The following is a 19,010-nucleotide window of genomic DNA, read 5'->3' as shown; positions in this document are numbered from 1 at the left end:
AGGCATTTTGCCATGAACGCCGCACGCGCGACGAAGCTGCCGACGGATATGGGCCCGATCCACTTCGTGGGGATCGGCGGGATCGGCATGTCGGGCATCGCCGAGGTGCTGCTGGAGCACGGATACCGGGTACAGGGGTCCGACCTGAAGGGGTCCAAGATCACCGACCGGCTAGAGGAGCTGGGCGCGAAGGTCTTCGTCGGCCAGGCGGCCGAGAATCTGGACGGGGCCGAGGTCGTCGTGATCTCGTCCGCGATCAAGCCGGGCAATGCCGAGTTCGACGCGGCGCGGGCGCAAGGTCTGCCGGTCGTCCGGCGGGCCGAGATGCTGGCCGAGCTGATGCGCCTGAAATCCAACATCGCCGTCGCCGGCACCCACGGAAAGACCACGACAACCACGATGGTCGCGGCCCTCCTGGATGCTGGCGGGGTCGATCCTACGGTGGTCAACGGCGGGATCATCCACGCCTACGGATCGAACGCGCGGATGGGGCAGGGCGAGTGGATGGTGGTCGAGGCCGACGAGTCCGACGGCTCGTTCAACCGCCTGCCCGCGACGATCGCCATCGTGACGAATATCGACCCCGAGCACATGGAGCATTGGGGCGATTTCGAACGCCTCAAGCGCGGCTTCGACAAGTTCGTGGGCAACATCCCGTTCTACGGCCTTGCCGTGTGCTGCACCGACCACCCCGAGGTTCAAGCCTTGGTCGGCCGGATCAGTGACCGCCGCGTGGTGACCTTCGGCTTCAACGCGCAGGCCGACATCCGCGCCACGAACCTGCGCTACGAGCGCGGGATCGCCCATTTCGACGTGGTGCTGCAGGCCGAGGATGAGGTGATCGAGGGCTGCACCCTGCCGATGCCGGGCGACCACAATGTCTCGAACGCGTTGGCGGCCGTGGCCGTGGCGCGGCATCTGGGGTTGAAGCTGTCGGAAATCCGCGACGCGCTGGCCGCGTTCGGCGGCGTGAACCGCCGCTTCACCCGCGTGGGCGAGGTGAACGGCGTCACCATCATCGACGATTACGGCCACCACCCGGTCGAGATTCAGGCCGTCCTGAAGGCCGCGCGACAGGCGACCGAGGGGCGCGTGATCGCCGTCCACCAGCCCCACCGCTTCAGCCGCCTGTCCAGCCTGTTCGACGAGTTCTGCGCCTGCTTCAACGACGCGGACGTGGTCGCCATCGCCGATGTCTATTCCGCGGGCGAGGATCCGATCCCCGGTGCGGGCCGCGACGACCTCGTCTCGGGGCTGATCCGGCATGGCCATCGCCACGCCCGCGCGCTGCTGTCCGAGGAGGATCTGGAGCGTCTGGTGCGCGAGCAGGCCGCGCCGGGCGACATGGTCGTCTGCCTTGGCGCCGGGACGATCAGCGGCTGGGCCAACAACCTGCCCGCCCGTCTGGACCCCAAGCCCGCATGAGCCCTGCGCTCGTGGCCGCCTGCCTCTGGATCGTCGCGGGATGCGTGGCAGGAATGCTGCCCGCCCGCGACAACCATTGGCGGGCGGCGCGGGTGCTGGGCTTGACCGGCGTGCCGATCCTGATCTGGCTTGTCGCTACGTCGGGGCTTCTGGCCGGGGCGGTGTTTGCTCTGGCCGCGGCATCAATCCTGCGCTGGCCGTTGATCATGGGCGCGCGCGCGGTGCGCGCCCGCGTCGGAGGCCGCGCCCGCTAGGTCGCATCCAGCCTTTCCGGATGCACCGAATTGCGGCACATGCGACCGGGAAGGAGAGTTCACCATGGATACAATCGCGCTTACCGTCACCTGCCCCTCGACCCGCGGCATCGTCGCCGCGATCTCGGGGTTTCTGGCCGATCAGGGCTGCAACATCGTCGACTCGGCCCAGTTCGACGACCTGCGCACCGGCCGCTTCTTCATGCGGTTGAGCTTCCGGCCCGAAACCGGCGCGGGTGTCGACGGCCTGACGGACACCTTCGCCGATGTCGCGAAACGCTTCGACATGGACTTCGCCTTCCACGACGAAAGCCGCAAGATGCGCGTCGTCGTGATGGTCAGCCGCTTCGGGCACTGCCTGAACGACCTGTTGTATCGCTGGCGCATCGGCGCGCTGCCCATCGACATCGTGGCCGTGATCTCGAACCACCACGAGTACCAGAAGCTGGTGGTGAACCACGACATCCCGTTCCACCACGTGAAGGTGACGAAGGACAACAAGGCCGAGGCCGAGGCCAAGCAGATGGAGATCATCGACGACGCCGGCGCCGACCTGATCGTGCTGGCGCGCTACATGCAGGTCCTGTCGGACCGGATGTGCCGCGAGTATTCGGGGCGGATCATCAACATCCACCACTCGTTCCTTCCATCCTTCAAGGGCGCGAACCCCTACAAGCAGGCCTATGAGCGGGGCGTGAAGCTGATCGGGGCGACGTCGCATTACGTCACCAGCGATCTGGACGAGGGGCCGATCATCGAGCAGGACACCGTGCGCGTGACCCACGCACAGTCTAACGAGGATTACGTGAGCCTGGGTCGGGACGTCGAGGCGCAGGTTCTGGCGCGCGCGATCCACGCCCATGCCAATCACCGCGTGTTCCTCAATGAAAGCAAAACGGTGGTCTTTCCGGCCACGCCCGGCTCCTATACGTCCGAGCGCATGGGATGAGACCGGGGCGAGGGGCGCTGCCCCTCGCGCTCCCCGGGGTATTTGTCCAAGGATGAAGGGGAATGCGGGATGGATCTGCCTGACGTGCGCGGCAAGCTGACCGAGGGGTTCGACCTGTCGGGGGTGACGTGGCTGCGGGTGGGCGGTCCGGCCGAGGTGTTGTTTCAGCCGGCGGACGAGGATGATCTGGCCGCGTTCCTGACGGCTTTGCCGGACGGCGTGCCGGTCTTTCCGCTGGGGCTGGGGTCGAACCTGATCGTGCGCGACGGTGGAATCGACGGCGTGGTGATCCGGCTGGGGCGCGGGTTCAACGGCATCCGGATCGAGGGCGGGCGCGTGATCGCCGGGGCCGCGGTGCCTGATGCGATGGTGGCGAAGAAGGCGGCGGCCGCGGGGCGGGACCTGACCTTTCTGCGCACCATCCCCGGTGCTGTCGGCGGTGCGGTACGTATGAACGCGGGGTGCTATGGCAGCTATGTCGCCGATCACCTGGTCGAGGTGCGCGCCGTGACGCGGGCGGGCGCGGCGGTGACGATCCCCGCCGCCGACCTGAACCTGGCCTATCGCCATTCCGATCTGCCCGAGGGCTGCGTACTGGTCGAGGCCGTGTTCGAGGCCGAGGCGGGTGATCCTGATGCATTGGCCGCGCGCATGGAAGAGCAGGTCGCCAAGCGCGACGCGACCCAGCCCACCGACAAGCTGAGCGCCGGATCCACCTTCCGCAACCCGGTTGGCCACAGCTCGACCGGGCGGGCCGACGACACGCACGAATTGAAGGCATGGAAAGTCATTGACGATGCCGGGTTGCGCGGGCACCGGCTGGGCGGTGCAGAGATGTCGCAGAAGCATCCGAACTTTCTGCTGAATGCCAAAAATGCCACGGCTGAGGATTTGGAGACACTCGGCGAATTGGTGCGCGAAAAGGTCTTCCAAACGAGCGGTATTCAGCTAGAGTGGGAGATACGGCGCGTCGGCAAGACGGGTCGTGGGTGACGGTGAAAACATCGCGCCGAGGCAGGCAGAAGACCCAACCATAAGGGTCTCGCGGAAAAATTGAGTGCGGGTATGTCGAGCAGGGCAGACCCCAAGGTGGTAGTGTTGTTGGGCGGACCCTCGGCTGAACGAGAGGTGTCCCTGTCCTCCGGGCGTGAATGCGCCGCTGCGCTGAGGGGCGAAGGATTCGAGGTCGTCGAACTGGACGCGGGGCCGGACCTGGCCGTGCGGCTGGCGGACGAGGGGCCTTGCGTCGTTTTCAACGGATTGCACGGGCGCTGGGGCGAGGACGGATGCGTCCAGGGCCTGCTGGAATGGCTGCGCGTCCCCTACACACATTCGGGCGTCCTGTCCTCGGCCACGGCCATGGACAAGGAGCGGACCAAGGCTGTCTACCGTGCCGCGGGTCTGCCCATCGTGCCGTCGCGGCTGGCGCGGGCCGAGGATGTGCGCAAATCCCACGTCATGGACCCGCCCTATGTGGTGAAGCCCTTCAACGAAGGGTCGTCGGTCGGGGTCTACCTGGTCCACGACGCCGCGAACGGCCCACCTCAGGTGTCGGATGACATGCCAGAGGTCGTGATGGTCGAACGCTTTGCCCCGGGGCGCGAGCTGACCACGACGGTGATGGGCGACCGCGCGCTGGGCGTGACCGATATCTTGTCAGACGGCTGGTACGATTACGACGCAAAGTACAAGGATGGCGGGTCGCGTCACGTGATCCCCGCCGACATCCCCGACGAGGTGGCCGAGGCCTGCCGCGATTATGCCCTGCGCGCGCACATGGCGCTGGGCTGCCGCGGGATCAGCCGTACCGATTTCCGCTGGGACGAAAGCCGGGGCCTCGACGGCCTCGTGCTGCTCGAGACGAACACCCAGCCGGGGATGACCCCGACCTCGCTCGCCCCCGAACAGGCCGCCTATGCGGGGATGTCCTTCGGGGCGTTCTGCCGCTGGATCGTGGAGGATGCCTCATGCGACCGCTGACCCGACGCCGGACGACGCACCGCGCCGACCCCGCCCCCTCGCGCCTGGCCTACCGGATGCACCGGCTGGCGCTGACGCCGGCGGTGCGCAAGGGCTTCACCTTCGGGGTGCCGATCCTGGCGCTGGCGGTGATGGCCGGGCTGACCTTCGCCGACCCCGAACGCCGGGGCGCCGTCACGGCCTGGGTCGACGACATCAAGGCCCAGATCCAGTCGCGCGAGGAATTCATGGTTCGCCTGATGGCGGTCGACGGCGCGTCCGAGACCGTCTCTCAGGCGATCCGCGACACGCTGAAGGTGGGGTTCCCGGTGTCGTCCTTCGATCTGGACCTGCCGGCGATGCAGGACACCGTCACCTCGCTTCCCGCGGTGAAAGAGGCCTCGTTGCGCATCCGTCCGGGCGGGATCCTCGACATTCGCGTGGTCGAGCGTGAGCCCGCCTTCGTCTGGCGCAATTCCGACGGTTTGCGCCTGATCGACGCCGCAGGCCATGCCGTCGAGACGGCCGAGGCCCGCACCGACCGCGCCGACCTGCCGCTTCTGTCGGGCATCGGCGCAGATGCCGCCGCCCCCGAGGCGGTGGAATTGATCAAGGCCGCCGCGCCGATCCTGCCGCGCCTGCGGGGGCTCGTGCGGATCGGCGAGCGTCGCTGGGACGTGGTGCTGTCGGACGGGCAGAAGATCCGCCTGCCCGAGACGCGCGCCGTCTCGGCGCTGGAACAGGTGCTGGCCGTGGACGAAGCGCAGGACCTGTTCGCCCGCGATGTTGTGCTGGTGGACATGCGTACCCCCCGACGGCCGACGGTCCGGATCGCGCCGCAGGCGGCGACCGATCTGCGGCAGGTGAAGATGACAGAACTGGGAGACGACTGAATGTTCGATCTGTATCAGTCCCAACGCGCCATGCGTGCGATGCGGCAGACCGCGATGCAGAGGGGCGTTGTCGCCATCCTTGACGTCGGCACTTCGAAGATCGCGTGCCTGATCCTACGCTTCGACCCGACCCCCATGCCGACCGAGGGCGTGGGCCCCATGGCCGGCCATTCGGCCTTCCGCATCATCGGCGCGGCCACCACCCGGTCCCGCGGCGTCCGCTTCGGCGAGATCGACGCCATGCACGAGACCGAGCGTGCGATCCGCACCGCCGTGCAGGGCGCGCAGAAGATGGCGCAGGTGCGCGTCGATCATGTTATCGCCGCCGTCTCGGGCGGGGGGCCGCGCAGCTACGGGCTGGCCGGGCAGATCGCGCTGTCGGGCCAACAGGTCGCTGACCGCGACGTGGCCGAGGTTCTGTCGGCCTGCGAGATGCCGAATATCGGCGAGGGGCGCGAGGTGCTGCACGCCCAGCCGGTGAACTTCGCGCTGGACCACCGCTCGGGGATGAACGACCCGCGGGGGCAGGTGGGCGACATCCTGGCCTGCGACATGCACATGCTGACCGTCGACAGCCACGTGATCGCGAACCTCATCCACTGCATCAAGCGCTGCGACCTGGAACTGGCCGGGCTGGCCTCGGGGGCATATGTGTCGGGCATCGCCAGCCTTCTGGAGGACGAGCAGGAGCTGGGTGCGGCCTGCATCGACATGGGCGGCGGGGCGACGGGCCTGTCGATCTTCTGGCGCAAGCATCTGATCTATGCCGACGCCGTCGCGATGGGCGGGGCGCAGGTGACGTCCGATATCTCGAAGGGGTTGCAGGTCTCGCTGGCCACGGCCGAGCGGATGAAGACCCTTCATGGCGGAGTCGTCGCGACTTCGATGGACGACCGCGACATGATCGAGCTGGGCGGCGAAAGCGGCGACTGGGATCACGACCGCCGGACGGTCAGCCGCGCCGAGCTGATCGGCATCATGCGCCCCCGGGTGGAGGAGATCCTGGAAGAGATCCGCGCCCGTCTGGACGCCGCCGTGTTCGAGGCGCTGCCCAGCCAGCAGATCGTGCTGACCGGCGGCGGCAGCCAGATCCCCGGCCTGGATACTCTGGCGCCGCGCATCCTGGGTCAGCAGGTGCGCATCGGCCGCCCCGTCCGCGTCGCGGGCCTGCCCGAGAAGGCCACCGGCGCGGCCTTTGCCAGCGCGGTGGGCCTGTGCCTGTTCGCGGCGAACCCGCAGGACGAATGGTGGGATTTCGACATCCAGCCCGAGCGTCACGGCGCCAGATCGCTGCGCCGCGCCATGCGCTGGTTCAAGGAGAACTGGTGATTCGGTGTGGCATTCGCGAATCACTGGGCGGAATGTGGCAGAAATGCGCTTTTTCGGGTGACGTGCTTGAAAAGCCCCGATAGAATCGCAAACGAAGCATAAAACTCGCAGCAAATAGCGGGCCCACACAAGCAGGCGGAACCCAAGCAGATGGCACTGAATCTCACCATGAACACCCATGACGAGCTGAAGCCGCGAATCACCGTTTTCGGTGTTGGCGGTGCGGGCGGCAATGCCGTCAACAACATGATCGAAAAGCAGCTCGACGGGGTCGAGTTCGTGGTCGCGAACACCGACGCCCAGGCGCTGTCGCAATCCGCCGCACCCAACCGGGTGCAGATGGGCGTGAAAGTAACCGAAGGCCTGGGCGCGGGTGCCAAGGCCGGCGTGGGCGCCGCCGCCGCCGAAGAGTCGATCGAGGAGATCGTCGATCACCTCGCCGGCGCGCACATGTGCTTCATCACCGCCGGCATGGGCGGCGGCACCGGTACCGGGGCCACCCCGATCATCGCGCAGGCCGCGCGTGAGCTGGGCGTGCTGACCGTCGGCGTCGTCACCAAGCCCTTCCAGTTCGAAGGCCCGCGCCGCATGCGCCAGGCCGAGGAAGGCATCGAGACGCTGCAGAAGATGGTCGACACGCTGATCATCATTCCCAACCAGAACCTGTTCCGGCTGGCGAACGAGAAGACGACTTGCACCGACGCGTTCTCGATGGCCGATGACGTGCTGTATCAAGGTGTGAAGGGCGTGACCGACCTGATGGTCCGTCCGGGCCTCATCAACCTCGACTTCGCGGACGTTCGCGCCGTGATGGACGAGATGGGCAAGGCCATGATGGGCACCGGTGAGGCCGAGGGCGAGGATCGCGCGCTTCAGGCCGCCGAGAAGGCCATCGCCAACCCGCTTCTGGACGAAGTGTCGCTGAACGGCGCCAAGGGCGTGCTGATCAACGTCACCGGCGGCGAGGATCTGACGCTGTACGAACTGGACGAAGCCGCCAACGTCATCCGCGAGAAGGTGGACCCCGACGCCAACATCATCGTCGGCTCGACCCTCGACCCGGAAATGCAGGGCCGGATGCGCGTTTCGGTCGTGGCCACCGGCATCGATGCCCGCGCCGAAGAGGTCGACATCCCCAAGCCGCGCCGCCGCCTGTCCGAGCCGCTGGCGACCCAGCGCGTCGAGGAGCCCGCCCCCGAGGCCGAGCCCCTGAGCCTGTTCGACCCGCAGCCCGAACCCCAGCAGCAGCCGCAGCAGCGCCCGGCGGCAACCGCCCGCCCCGCGCCCGTCCCGCAGCAGCCGACAGCCCGTCACGACGAGGTTCTGGACGACGAGGAAGAGGATTTCTTCGGCGATTGGGAGCGTCAGCGCCGCGAGCGGACCACGCCCCCCGCCGCTCAGACCCGGCAGCCCGAACCGCAGCCACGCCAGCCGGTCGAGGGCATGGATCGCCTCGAAGCGTCGGTCAATCGCCAGCCGCAGCGTCCCGCGACCCCGCGCCCCGTGCAGGCCGCCCCGACGCCCCGTGCGCCCGAGCCGCGCCAGCAGCCCCAGGCCGAACGCGCGCCCCGGTTCGGGATCAATTCCCTGATCCAGCGCGTCAGCGGACAGGAGACCGAGGACAAGCAGGCCACCGATCGCGGGGCCGCAGCTGCGGCGCGTCGTCGGGTGCCCCCGATGCCCCGCTACGAGGACGAGGCCGATCAGGCTTCCGAGGACCGGATCGAGATTCCGGCCTTCCTGCGCCGCCAGGCGAACTAAGCCTCACCTCACGACTCGCTTCGAAAGGGCCGGCCTTGCGCCGGCCCTTTGTCGTTGAGAAGCAACAGTTTGCGCGGGGCTGCCCCGCCCGGTCGCAGGGGTCTGCCGACCGGCGGTCGGCGCTGTTACAATCCGTAGCAATGCTTGATTTGTATCGCTGGGACAGCGCGCTTAGGTCAGTCCTGCCGAGATATTAAGAAGCCGTTAAGAAGGCAGAGCCATGCAAAAGACGATCAGCCGCCCCGTGAGGTTCGAAGGTGTCGGACTTCATTCCGGTCGCCCGGCCGTCCTGCGCCTTCTGCCTGCGCCGGCCGGCCATGGCCTGTGGTTCAAACGCACCGATCTTGCCCCTGCCGCCGCGCTGGTCCCCGCCCTGTGGGATGCCGTCGAACAGGTCGAGCTGTGCACACGCATCGTCAACGCCGCGGGCACGACCGTATCGACCATCGAACACGTGATGGCCGCCATAGCGGGTTGCGGCATCCAGAACCTGATGATCGAGATTGACGGCCCCGAGGTTCCGATCCTCGACGGGTCTGCCGCTCCCTTCGTGGACGAGATCCTGTCTGTCGGCCTGCGTTCGCAATCTGCCCCGATCCGCGCGCTGAAGATCATCGACACCGTCGAAGTGCGCAACGGCCCCGCACATGCCCGCCTCGACCCCGCCGACGGGCTGGAAATCGACTTCAGTATCGACTTTTCGGACGCCGCGATCGGCCGTCAGGAAAAGCGCCTGAGCCTTGCGAACGGGACCTTCGTGCACGAGCTTTGCGACAGCCGGACCTTCTGCCGGGCCTCGGATGTCGAGGCGATGCACGCCCGCGGCCTTGCGCTTGGCGGCACGTTCGACAACGCCGTCGTCGTCGATGGCGCCCGGGTCCTGTCGCCCGGCGGCCTGCGCCACCGCGACGAGGCCGTGCGCCACAAGATGCTCGACGCGCTCGGCGATCTTGCGCTGGCGGGCGCCCCTATCCTGGGCCGCTATACCGGCATCCGCGCGGGCCACGCGCTGACCAACGCGCTTTTGCGCACGCTTTTCGCCCGCCGCGACGCATTTACAATCGTCGAAGCGGACGAAACCATGCTGGCGCGCTTGCCCGGCGCCGGCCTGCGCCCCGAGGATGCGCCCGCGCTGGTCGCCTGACCCGCGCCCGCAATGCCAGTTTTCCCCTCCGAAACTTCTGTGCTAGACGGGGGCGACCGGCGGAGTTCAGGGGGTCGATACCGATCATGGCGATGATGACGATGCGGATTGCGGCACTGGCCTGCATGGGATTTGCGCTCGCCGGATGTGGCGGCGGCGATGGCGGGATCTTCGCCTCGCGCGATGTGCCGTTGGAAAACCTCGACGCCGAGACGATCTACAAGCGCGCCGAGCTTGAGCTGGAAACCGACGACCCCGAGGATGCGGCCGAGTATTTCGGCGAGGTCGAGCGTCTGTATCCCTATTCCGAATGGGGCCGCCGCGCGCTGGTCATGCAGGCGCTGGCCTATCACCGCGACGGCAATTTCGAGTCCGCCCGCGGGGCCGCGCAGCGGTATCTGCAATTCTATCCCAACGGCGAAGATGCGGCCTATGCGCAGTATCTTCTGGCGCTCAGCTATTACGACCAGATCGACGACGTGGGCCGTGATCAGGGCCTGACTTTCCAGGCGCTCCAGGCCCTGCGTGGCGTGATCGAACGCTATCCCGATAGCGAATATGCCCAATCGGCGGTCCTGAAGTTCGACCTCGCCTTCGATCACCTCGCCGGCAAGGAGATGGAGATCGGGCGCTATTACCTCAAGCGCCAGCACTACCCGGCCGCGATCAACCGCTTCCGCGTCGTGGTCGAAGATTTCCAGACCACCACCCACACGCCCGAGGCGCTGCTGCGGCTGGTCGAAAGCTATCTGTCGCTGGGCCTCACGTCCGAGGCGCAGACCGCCGGCGCGATCCTGGGCTACAACTACCAGTCGACGCCCTGGTACGAAGACGCCTATGCCCTGCTTGCAGGCCGTGGCCTTCAGCCCGAGGCGCAAGGCGACAGCTGGCTCAACTCCGTCTATCGCCAGGTCGTGCGCGGAGAGTGGCTCTGAGCCGATCTTTCCTGTCCGCGCAGGCCATGCGATACGCGACCCCGGGAACGGGGTAGGGAACGGCTGATGCTGCGCGGATTGACCATCCGGGACATGCTGCTGATCGACCGGCTGGAGCTTGAGTTCCAGCCCGGCCTCAACGTGCTGACCGGAGAGACGGGCGCAGGCAAATCGATCCTTCTGGATTCGCTGGGCTTCGTGCTGGGCTGGCGTGGCCGGGCCGAGCTGGTGCGGCAGGGCGCCGAACGTGGCGAGGTCACGGCCAGCTTCGACCTGAACCCCGCGCACCCGGCCCGCGCGATCCTTGATGAGGCCGGGATCGAGATCGAGGACGAGCTGATCCTGCGCCGCGTGAACACCCCCGACGGGCGCAAGACCTCGTGGATCAACGACCGTCGGGCCAGTGGCGAGATCCTGCGGCGCGTGTCGGAAACGCTGGTCGAGCTGCACGGGCAACACGACGACCGCGGTCTGCTGGATCCGCGCGGTCACCGCGTGCTTCTGGACGAGTTCGCCGACAACGCCGCCGCGCTGGCCGCCACCCGCACCGCCTGGACCGCCCGAGCCCGGGCGGAGAAACGCCTGAAGGAGGCCGAGGTCGCCCTGGCCGCCGCGCGCGATGAGGAGGAGTTCCTGCGCCATGCGGTCGACGAGCTGGACAAGCTTGACCCGCAACCGGGCGAGGACGAGGCGCTGGACACCCAGCGCCGGCGGATGCAGGCCGCCGAACGCGTGCGCGAGGACATCCTGCGCGCGCATCAGGCCCTTGGCCCCGACGGCGCCGAGGCGCTGCTGGGCGATGCCGCGCGCTGGCTGGATGGCGCGGGCGAAGGGACCGAGGGCGCCCTCGATGAGCCGATCGAGGCACTGGCCCGCGCCATGAACGAGCTTGCCGAGGCAGAACAGGGCGTCGCCCGTGCGCTGGATGCGCTGGATTTCGACAGTTTCGAGCTGGAGCGGATCGAGGAGCGCCTGTTCGCCATCCGTGGCCTTGCGCGCAAGTACGACGTCCTCCCCGACGCCCTGGGCGAACATGCGGCCGGACTGCGCGACCGGCTGGAGGCGCTGGACGCGGGCGAAGGCAACCTTGCCGACCTGCGCAGCGCCCTGAAAGAGGTCGATGCGGCCTATACCAAGGCAGCCGATGCCCTGTCCGACCGCCGTCGCGACGCGGCCGCCGTGCTGGACACCGCGATGGCGGCCGAACTCGCCCCCCTCAAGATGGAGCGTGCCGTCTTCACCACGGAAGTGTCCGACGCCGCACCCGGACCCGACGGCCGCGACTCGGTCGAGTTCACGGTGGCCACCAACCCCGGCGCCCCCGCCGGTCCGTTGGGGCGCATCGCGTCGGGCGGCGAGCTTTCGCGTTTCCTTCTGGCGCTGAAGGTCTGTCTGACCGGCGACGCGCCCGGAATGACCCTGATCTTCGACGAGATCGACCGCGGTGTCGGCGGGGCGACGGCCGACGCGGTGGGGCGGCGCCTGTCGGCCATGGCGATGCGGGCGCAGGTGCTGGTCGTAACCCACTCGCCGCAGGTCGCGGCCTTGGGCAACCACCATTGGCGGGTCGAAAAGCGCGTGACCGGCGATGTCACGACCTCCTCCGTAGTGCCTTTGGATGACATCGCGCGCGTGGACGAGCTGGCGCGCATGCTGTCCGGCGACCGCGTCACTGACGAAGCCCGCGCCGCCGCCAGAACCCTACTGGGTTGATCCTTCTCCGGCAGATGCCCGGCTGTGATATCCGGGCTTATGACTGCCATCCGAAAAACGCCCGGGATTATCAGAAAACCGGCTAGGCCCCGTCCTGGGACGGGCGATAATCAGCCGGGGCCAACCCGCCGTCTTGGGCGATCATCGTCTCGGCCCCGGGATGGACGTCCGTGTTCTGGGCGGCCACGCAATGCCACCCCCTCGGCGTCCGGTCCATCACGAAGGTCATCACGGTTCGCCGCACCCCGGCGGCCCCGGTCTGGCCCGTCAGGGTCAGGCGGGCGTGGACCACGGCGGTCTCTCCCAGCATCCGTAACGCGACCCGACCGATCTTCAGGTCGCTGTCGGGGAAGATCACCCGCAGGCCGTACTCATGCGCTTCCTCGATCGCGGCGCGGTCGCGCCACCATATCCCCGCGACGTTCACGAAATCGGCGTCCTGCGCGAACAGCGCGGCCAGCGCCGCCGCGTCCCGCGCCATCCAGGCGTCGCGGAAGGCATGGGGCATGTCCTCGGGACGGTCGAGCATGATGGACCTTTCGGATCGAAGCGCGCCGCAGTCTGTGCCGGGATCCGCGCCGAAGAAAGGCCAAACCGCACCGGGCTGATGCCAGCAGGGAAGGGAGAGGTTTCCTCCGCCGATCCGGCGCAATAGAAGAAGGAAAAAGGATAACGCGATCATGGCCGCCCCGAAGGCCACAGAAGACTGGACGTTCCTCGACACCGCGATGGCCCGGACCCGCCGGGGCTGGTCCGTGCTGCGCGACCGCGGGCCGGGGCAAATCCAGTTCTGGTTCATCGCGCTGGCCATCGGCGCGGCATCGGGGTTCGCCGCGCTTCTGTTCCGGCGCGGGATCGAAAGCCTTCAATCGCTGCTGTACCGGGTCGAGGACATCACCCGCCTGGCCTCGGCCACGCGAGAGCTGCCGTGGTACCTGTTCATCCTGTGGCCCACACTGGGCGGCTTGATCGTGGGCCTGATCCTGTTTCGTCTATCGCCAGGCGGTCGCGTTCGATCCGTGGCCGAGGTGATCGAGGGCGCCGCCCTGCGCGATGGCCGGGTCGAGATCAAGGCCGGCCTGGGCTCGGCCGCCGCGTCGCTGATCACGCTGGGGGCAGGCGGCTCGTCGGGGCGGGAAGGGCCGGTTGTCCACTTGGCGGCGGTGATCGCGACATGGGTCAACGACCTGATCCGGGCGCGCGGCGTGACGGCGCGGGATCTTCTGGGGTGCGCGGTGGCGGCGGCGGTCTCGGCCTCGTTCAATGCGCCCATCGCGGGCGCGCTCTTCGCGCTCGAGGTGGTGCTGCGCCACTTCGCCGTCCACGCCTTCGCGCCCATCGTCATCGCCAGCGCCATCGGCACCGTCATCAACCGCGTCGAGTTCGGCGGCGTGACCGAGTTCGAACTGGACCAGCAATCGGCGCTGGAATTCTATGTCGAACTCCCCGCCTTCCTGCTTCTGGGGCTGGTCTGCGGGGCGGTCGCGGTGATCCTGATGCGCGCGATTTTCTGGACCGATGACACGGCCGAACGGCTGCGCGCGCGCATCGGTATGCCGCCCTGGGCGCGGCCTGCGGTGGCCGGTGCGGTGCTGGGCACCATCGCGATTTTCTTCCCGCATATCATCGGCGTCGGCTACGAGACGACAGCGCTGGCCCTGACGGGCGAGATGTTGATGCGCGAGGCGTTGGTGCTGGCCGTGGTCAAGGTCGCGGCCGTGGCGATCACCATGGGCGGTCGGATGGGGGGCGGGGTGTTTTCCCCGTCGCTCATGGTGGGCAGCTTGGTGGGGCTGGTCTTTGGAACCATTGCAACGCAGGTCTTTCCCGACGTTTCGGGGGCCAACAGCCTTTACGCGCTGGCCGGGATGGGGGCGGTCGCCGCGGCTGTTCTGGGCGCGCCGATCTCGACCACGTTGATCGTGTTCGAGCTGACAGGCGACTGGCAGACCGGGCTTGCGGTGATGGTCGCGGTCTCGACCTCGACGGCACTGGCGTCGCGGTTGGTGGATCGAAGCTTCTTCCTGACGCAGCTTGAACGGCGGGATGTCCACTTGTCGAAGGGGCCTCAGGCGTACCTTCTGTGCATGTTCCGCGTGTCCAACGTGATGCGACCGCCCGACCATTTGCACGCCATACCCACCGACGACGTGTGGGAGGCGTTGGAGGCCGGCGTCTATATCGAACCCAATGCCACGCTGGAAAAAGCCATGCCCATGTTCGAGGAGACAGCCCGCATGTGGCTGCCCGTCGTGCGCATGGGAGAGACGGGGGAAGCGCCGCGCATCATGGGCACGTTGCACCATGTAGACGCCCTGTCGCGCTATAATCGGGCTCTGGCCGCCACCGCGGCCGAAGAGCACTCGTGAGGGGGCGGTGTCAGACCTGCTCGACCGTGACTTCGGGGTCCATGAACGCCAGGTGTCCCTTGATCCGGGCCACGTCGTCCTTCGGATCCTCGTAGCTCCAGGCCGCGTCGCGAATGGTCAGGGACTTGGTCTGGATCGAGAAATAGCTGGCCTGTCCCTTGTGCGGGCAGGTTGTCGACTTGTCGGAGGTGTCGAGGAACGCCATCGCGATATCGCCGCGCGGGAAATAGATGACGAACGGATAGCCGTCCTCTTCCAGTTTCAGGGCGTTCGACGACTCGCCCAGAACGGCGCCCCCGGCGCGGACGACCCATGTGCCTTCGGCGTCCGAGATGGTGATGTTTCCGGCCATGCTGCCCCCCAATGTTGTACGCGGTCCCGCGCGCAGGACCATCGATAGGGGCAGCGGCCGCGAATGTCACGCGCCCGTTAGGGGGCGCCCGTCAGAGCGGAGCCGTGACGTCGCCCAGCCAATGGACCACGTCCGCGGGCAGGCGGCCCGTCATCCGCGTGGCAATCCCGGCGTGATAGGTGTCGATCCAGGCGCGTTCCCCGGGGGACAGGGCCGCGACGTCGATCAGGCGTCGGTCCAGCGGCACCCAGGTCAGCGTCTTGAAGGCCAGCATCTCGCGGTCGTCCTGGTCGGGCAGGGGGTGCGCCGGCTCGATGGCGACGAGGTTCTCGATCCGGACGCCGAACGCCCCCTCGCGGTAATATCCCGGCTCGTTCGACAGGATCATTCCAACTTCGAGGGGAATGTCGGATTGGCGCGAAATGCGCTGCGGCCCCTCGTGTACCGACAGCGCGACGCCCACGCCGTGGCCCGTGCCGTGGTCGAAATCCTGCCCATGCCGCCAAAGCGGCGCGCGCGCCAGCGGATCCAGGTCGCGCCCGGCCAGCCCCTTGGGCCATCGCGCGCGGCTGAGGGCGATCATGCCCTTGAGGACCCTTGTATAGGTGTCGATCTGTTCGTCCGTCGGGGTGCCGATGGCCATGGTGCGGGTGATGTCAGTGGTGCCGTCGTCGTATTGGCCGCCGGAATCGACCAGCAACAACTCGCCGTCCGCCAGCGCGCGGTTGGTGTCATGGGTGACGCGATAATGGACGATGGCGCCGTGCGGGCCGGACCCCGCGATGGTCTCGAACGAGATGTCCAGAAGCCTGTCGGTGGCCCTCCGGAACCCCTCCAACCCCTCGACCACGTCGATCTCGGTAATGGTCTCGCCCTGCAACACGCGCGCCTCGGCGTCCGACAGCCAGTGCAGGAAGCGGCACATGGCGGCGGCGTCGCGCAGATGCGCCTCGCTTGTGTGGGCGATCTCCGCCTCGGTTTTGCAGGCCTTGGGCAGAAGGCATGGATCGGGGGCATAGACGAACTTGACCTGCGCCTCTTCCAGCGCATGGCTGAAGATATAGGGTGCTGTGTCCCGGTCGATCCGTACGGGACCGGACAGTTGGGACAGGGCCTGGACCACCGACTCGGGCGGGAAGACGGGGTAGGACACCTCGACATCCCGCAGCTTCGCCTCATCAATGAACAGGCGAACGTCCCCGGTGCCGGCTTCGACAAGGGCGAAGGCATGGGGGACCGGGTTGCGGGGGATATCGCTGCCGCGGATGTTCAGAAGCCACGCGATGCTGTCGGGCAGGGACAGCGCGGCGAAGGCGTGGCCGTCGGCCTTCAGTGTCTCGCAGATCTCGGCGATCTTCTCGGGCGCGGTCTTGCCGGCGATGTCGTCGGGGAACAAGCGCACAAGACCTTGCGGCGGGGCGGGTTGATCGGGCCAGATCGTGTCCAGGGGATTGGGCTCGACTGGCATCACGGCGATGCCGGACCCCAGCGCGTCGTTCAACGCCTCGACCGCGGCGCGGGTGTGAAGCCAGGGGTCGAATCCCACGCGGGCCCCCTGGGACAGGCGTTCGGCCAGCCAGTCGCCCGCCTTCGCCTGCGGAAAGCGAACCACGGAAAAGCAGTCGGCGACCTGGTCGCGGGCCTGCACGGTGTAGCGGCCGTCGACGAAAAGCCCGGCCTCTTTCTGGGTGACGACGCAGAACCCGGCCGATCCGGTGAACCCAGTCAGCCATTGCAGGCGGGCGTCGCGGGGGGCGACGTATTCGCCTTGGTGGGCGTCGGCGCGGGGGACGAGGAACGCGTCGATCCCGGCTTTCTCCATCGCGGCGCGCAGGGCGGCCAGACGTTCGGGGCCGAGGTCGCGCTGGCCCGCCGTCTCGAAGCTTTGGAACATGGGGTGTCTTTCCGATTGGGCGGACCGCAGATGTCCGGTCCGAAAATCTGGGTGTCAGGCGACGCGGCGGCGGCCCATCCAGCGGTCACGCTTGCGTTTGTCGACCTCGAACAGGGCGGCCAGCTGGTCGGTTATCGCGCCGGCAAGCTGCTCGGCATCGGTGATGGTGACCGCGCGGTCGTAGTATCGGGTCACGTCATGGCCGATCCCGATGGCGCAAAGCTCGACCCCTTTGCGGCGTTCGACCATGGCGATCACGTCGCGCAGGTGCTTTTCGAGGTAGTTCGCGGGGTTCACCGACAACGTGGAATCGTCCACCGGCGCGCCGTCCGAGATCACCATCAGGATCTTGCGCTGCTCGGGCCGGCCCACTGTGCGCTTGTAGGCCCATTCCAGAGCCTCGCCGTCGATATTCTCCTTCAGCAGGCCTTCTTTCATCATCAGGCCCAGGTTGGTGCGCGCCCGGCGCCAGGGGGCGTCGGCGGATTTGTAGACGATGTGACGCAGGTCGTTCAGCCGCCCGGGAAGCTGCGGGCGGCCGTCGGCCAGCCATTTCTCGCGCGCCTGACCGCCCTTCCAGGCGCGGGTGGTGAAGCCCAGGATCTCGGTCTTGACGTCGCACCGTTCCAGCGTCTGGGACAGCACATCCGCGCAGATCGCCGCGATCGAGATCGGGCGCCCGCGCATGGAGCCTGAGTTGTCGAGAAGTATCGTGACCACCGTATCGCGAAATTCGGTGTCCTTTTCGACCTTGTAGGACAGGGGCGTGGTGGGGCTGGCGACCACGCGGGCCAGACGCCCGGCGTCGAGGATGCCTTCCTCGCGGTCGAACTCCCAAGACCGGTTCTGCTTGGCCTGCAACCGTCGTTGCAGCTTGTTGGCCAGCCGCGACACAGCGCCTTTCAGAGGTTCCAGCTGCTTGTCGAGATAGGCGCGCAGGCGTTCCAACTCGGCCGGTTCGGCCAAATCCTCGGCGCGGATGATCTCGTCATGGGCCTGGCTGTAGACGCGATAGTTGATGTCGGCGTCCGACACGGGCGGCGGGGGCGGCGGGTCCATCGCCTCGTCCCCCTCGGGCATGTCCGTCTCCTCGCCCTCCGAGGCGTCGGCCATGTCGTCGGCCGAGACCTGGGCCTGCTGTTCGTCCTGCTGGGTCTCCTGGCTCTGGTCGGGGGCGGCGTCTTGGTCGTCGCCCTCGTCGTCCTGATCGCCGCCGCTTTCGTCGGGCTGATCCTGATCCTCGGGTTCGGCCTCGGCGTCGTCGCCCTGGTCGTCGTCATCGCCGCCGTCGGGGTCGTCGCCCAGCTGGTCGCCGAAGCCCAGGTCGTCGATCACCTGCCGCGCCATGCGGCTGAAGCGGGTCTGGTCCGACAGCGCTTCCTGCAACTCCTCCAGCGTGGTGCCGGCCTGCTGTTCGAAATGTTCGCGCCACAGGCGGGCGACGTTGTCCGCGCCCTCGGGCAGGTCGCGCCCGGTCGCCATCTGCCGCACCAAGTAGCCCGCGGCGACCGACAGCGGTGCCTCTTCCTTGGCCACCAGCGATTTGTAGCCCTTGCGCGCCGCCTCGGCCTCGATCTTGGTGTCGATGTTCTTGGCGGTGCCGGGCATGGCGCGTGCGCCCATCGCCTCGCACCGGGCATGTTCCATCGCCTCGAAGATCTCGCGCGCCATGTCGCCCTGGGGGGCATAGCGGTTGTGCGTCGGGGCGTCGTGGAAGCGGCGGCGCAGGGCGAAGCTGTCGGCGGTACCGCGCGCCAGCATCACCTCGTCGCGGGTCATGCGACGGCTGATCTGCGGCAGCCGCAGCCCGTCGTTCGATATGCCGGAGGGGTCGACCGTATAGGTCACGCCCATCTCGGAATCGTTGGCGATCGTGCGCGTCGCCTCGGCCAGGGCCTTCTTGAACGGATCGGCGGGGTTGTCTTCGGGCTTCTTCATGGGGTGCAATCTAGTCGCCTTGCGGGCAGGCACAATCGCAACCCTGCACTTGTTGAAAGAACCTGAAACAATTTGCCCCGATCCCTGTTGGAGAT

At 67.6% G+C, this 19,010-nt stretch carries 16 protein-coding genes; 12 read left to right on the top strand and 4 right to left on the bottom strand.

Features of this window, described 5'->3' with window-relative positions; genetic code table 11:
- Positions 1 to 12: 12 nt before the first annotated feature.
- The 11 genes from murC (at position 13) to recN (ending at position 12,362) form a co-directional block, all read left to right on the top strand.
- Complete coding sequence (gene murC, locus PAA8504_RS10910) at positions 13 to 1,425, top strand: UDP-N-acetylmuramate--L-alanine ligase (RefSeq protein ID WP_108894407.1); 1,413 nt, start codon at positions 13 to 15, stop codon at positions 1,423 to 1,425.
- Positions 1,422 to 1,679, top strand: a complete 258-nt coding sequence (locus PAA8504_RS10905; RefSeq protein WP_108894220.1) for a DUF2484 family protein — start codon at positions 1,422 to 1,424, stop codon at positions 1,677 to 1,679. The genes murC and PAA8504_RS10905 overlap by 4 nt, the downstream gene beginning before the upstream one ends.
- Positions 1,680 to 1,743: 64 nt before the next feature.
- Positions 1,744 to 2,628: a formyltetrahydrofolate deformylase gene (purU, locus tag PAA8504_RS10900; protein WP_108894219.1), complete on the top strand. Its 885-nt coding sequence runs from the start codon at positions 1,744 to 1,746 to the stop codon at positions 2,626 to 2,628.
- Positions 2,629 to 2,697: 69 nt separating this feature from the next.
- Positions 2,698 to 3,621 (top strand): UDP-N-acetylmuramate dehydrogenase, encoded by a 924-nt coding sequence (gene murB / locus PAA8504_RS10895; protein ID WP_108894218.1) that lies wholly within the window; start codon positions 2,698 to 2,700, stop codon positions 3,619 to 3,621.
- A gap of 72 nt (positions 3,622 to 3,693) precedes the next feature.
- Entirely contained in the window at positions 3,694 to 4,608 is a 915-nt protein-coding gene (locus PAA8504_RS10890) for a D-alanine--D-alanine ligase (protein WP_108894217.1), read from the top strand.
- On the top strand, positions 4,596 to 5,480 hold the full coding sequence (locus PAA8504_RS10885) for a cell division protein FtsQ/DivIB (protein WP_108894216.1): 885 nt from the start codon (positions 4,596 to 4,598) through the stop codon (positions 5,478 to 5,480). The genes PAA8504_RS10890 and PAA8504_RS10885 overlap by 13 nt, the downstream gene beginning before the upstream one ends.
- Entirely contained in the window at positions 5,481 to 6,809 is a 1,329-nt protein-coding gene (gene ftsA / locus PAA8504_RS10880) for a cell division protein FtsA (protein WP_108894215.1), read from the top strand. It abuts the gene before it with no gap.
- Between the two features lie 150 nt (positions 6,810 to 6,959).
- Positions 6,960 to 8,570 (top strand): cell division protein FtsZ, encoded by a 1,611-nt coding sequence (gene ftsZ / locus PAA8504_RS10875; protein WP_108894214.1) that lies wholly within the window; start codon positions 6,960 to 6,962, stop codon positions 8,568 to 8,570.
- Between the two features lie 220 nt (positions 8,571 to 8,790).
- The gene (gene lpxC, locus PAA8504_RS10870) at positions 8,791 to 9,714 is read left to right on the top strand and encodes a UDP-3-O-acyl-N-acetylglucosamine deacetylase (protein ID WP_108894213.1); all 924 of its coding nucleotides are present in this window, start codon (positions 8,791 to 8,793) and stop codon (positions 9,712 to 9,714) included.
- A 92-nt stretch (positions 9,715 to 9,806) separates the two neighbouring features.
- Positions 9,807 to 10,649, top strand: coding sequence for an outer membrane protein assembly factor BamD (locus PAA8504_RS10865; RefSeq protein ID WP_245897606.1), 843 nt, complete (start codon positions 9,807 to 9,809; stop codon positions 10,647 to 10,649).
- A gap of 66 nt (positions 10,650 to 10,715) precedes the next feature.
- On the top strand, positions 10,716 to 12,362 hold the full coding sequence (recN, locus tag PAA8504_RS10860; RefSeq protein WP_108894211.1) for a DNA repair protein RecN: 1,647 nt from the start codon (positions 10,716 to 10,718) through the stop codon (positions 12,360 to 12,362).
- Between the two features lie 82 nt (positions 12,363 to 12,444).
- Here recN and PAA8504_RS10855 read toward each other — a convergent pair whose 3' ends face one another.
- Entirely contained in the window at positions 12,445 to 12,891 is a 447-nt protein-coding gene (locus PAA8504_RS10855) for an SgcJ/EcaC family oxidoreductase (RefSeq protein WP_108894406.1), read from the bottom strand.
- A 151-nt stretch (positions 12,892 to 13,042) separates the two neighbouring features.
- Between PAA8504_RS10855 and PAA8504_RS10850 the strand changes: the two genes are divergently transcribed.
- Positions 13,043 to 14,731 (top strand): chloride channel protein, encoded by a 1,689-nt coding sequence (locus tag PAA8504_RS10850; RefSeq protein ID WP_108894210.1) that lies wholly within the window; start codon positions 13,043 to 13,045, stop codon positions 14,729 to 14,731.
- Between the two features lie 10 nt (positions 14,732 to 14,741).
- Here PAA8504_RS10850 and PAA8504_RS10845 read toward each other — a convergent pair whose 3' ends face one another.
- The 3 genes from PAA8504_RS10845 to cobT all read right to left on the bottom strand — a co-directional run bounded on the left by PAA8504_RS10845 (position 14,742) and on the right by cobT (position 18,915).
- A complete protein-coding gene (locus PAA8504_RS10845) occupies positions 14,742 to 15,083 on the bottom strand; it encodes a DUF427 domain-containing protein (protein ID WP_108894209.1) in 342 nt (113 codons plus the stop codon).
- Positions 15,084 to 15,174: 91 nt separating this feature from the next.
- Positions 15,175 to 16,977 carry an aminopeptidase P family protein gene (locus PAA8504_RS10840; protein WP_108894208.1) on the bottom strand — a complete coding sequence of 601 codons (1,803 nt, stop codon included), beginning with the start codon at positions 16,975 to 16,977 and terminating at the stop codon, positions 15,175 to 15,177.
- Positions 16,978 to 17,031: 54 nt separating this feature from the next.
- Positions 17,032 to 18,915 (bottom strand): cobaltochelatase subunit CobT, encoded by a 1,884-nt coding sequence (gene cobT, locus PAA8504_RS10835; RefSeq protein WP_108894207.1) that lies wholly within the window; start codon positions 18,913 to 18,915, stop codon positions 17,032 to 17,034.
- Positions 18,916 to 19,010 lie beyond the last annotated feature (95 nt).

The sequence above is a fragment of the Palleronia abyssalis genome (assembly GCF_900302445.1).
In the GTDB taxonomy this organism is placed as follows: domain Bacteria; phylum Pseudomonadota; class Alphaproteobacteria; order Rhodobacterales; family Rhodobacteraceae; genus Palleronia; species Palleronia abyssalis.
The sequence above is the reverse complement of the archived record's forward strand: the minus strand, read 5'-3'. Positions and strand labels throughout refer to the sequence as shown.

What these genes read in the sequence shown, in the direction of transcription:
- PAA8504_RS10885 (WP_108894216.1), top strand. Translation starts at nt 4,596, where the DNA reads ATGCGACCGCTGACCCGACGCCGGACGACGCACCGCGCCGACCCCGCC.
- PAA8504_RS10905 (WP_108894220.1), top strand. Translation starts at nt 1,422, where the DNA reads ATGAGCCCTGCGCTCGTGGCCGCCTGCCTCTGGATCGTCGCGGGATGC.
- purU (WP_108894219.1), top strand. Translation starts at nt 1,744, where the DNA reads ATGGATACAATCGCGCTTACCGTCACCTGCCCCTCGACCCGCGGCATC.
- recN (WP_108894211.1), top strand. Translation starts at nt 10,716, where the DNA reads ATGCTGCGCGGATTGACCATCCGGGACATGCTGCTGATCGACCGGCTG.
- murC (WP_108894407.1), top strand. Translation starts at nt 13, where the DNA reads ATGAACGCCGCACGCGCGACGAAGCTGCCGACGGATATGGGCCCGATC.
- ftsA (WP_108894215.1), top strand. Translation starts at nt 5,481, where the DNA reads ATGTTCGATCTGTATCAGTCCCAACGCGCCATGCGTGCGATGCGGCAG.
- PAA8504_RS10890 (WP_108894217.1), top strand. Translation starts at nt 3,694, where the DNA reads ATGTCGAGCAGGGCAGACCCCAAGGTGGTAGTGTTGTTGGGCGGACCC.
- lpxC (WP_108894213.1), top strand. Translation starts at nt 8,791, where the DNA reads ATGCAAAAGACGATCAGCCGCCCCGTGAGGTTCGAAGGTGTCGGACTT.
- PAA8504_RS10850 (WP_108894210.1), top strand. Translation starts at nt 13,043, where the DNA reads ATGGCCGCCCCGAAGGCCACAGAAGACTGGACGTTCCTCGACACCGCG.
- PAA8504_RS10865 (WP_245897606.1), top strand. Translation starts at nt 9,807, where the DNA reads ATGATGACGATGCGGATTGCGGCACTGGCCTGCATGGGATTTGCGCTC.
- PAA8504_RS10840 (WP_108894208.1), bottom strand. Translation starts at nt 16,977, where the DNA reads ATGTTCCAAAGCTTCGAGACGGCGGGCCAGCGCGACCTCGGCCCCGAA.
- cobT (WP_108894207.1), bottom strand. Translation starts at nt 18,915, where the DNA reads ATGAAGAAGCCCGAAGACAACCCCGCCGATCCGTTCAAGAAGGCCCTG.
- murB (WP_108894218.1), top strand. Translation starts at nt 2,698, where the DNA reads ATGGATCTGCCTGACGTGCGCGGCAAGCTGACCGAGGGGTTCGACCTG.
- PAA8504_RS10855 (WP_108894406.1), bottom strand. Translation starts at nt 12,891, where the DNA reads ATGCTCGACCGTCCCGAGGACATGCCCCATGCCTTCCGCGACGCCTGG.
- PAA8504_RS10845 (WP_108894209.1), bottom strand. Translation starts at nt 15,083, where the DNA reads ATGGCCGGAAACATCACCATCTCGGACGCCGAAGGCACATGGGTCGTC.
- ftsZ (WP_108894214.1), top strand. Translation starts at nt 6,960, where the DNA reads ATGGCACTGAATCTCACCATGAACACCCATGACGAGCTGAAGCCGCGA.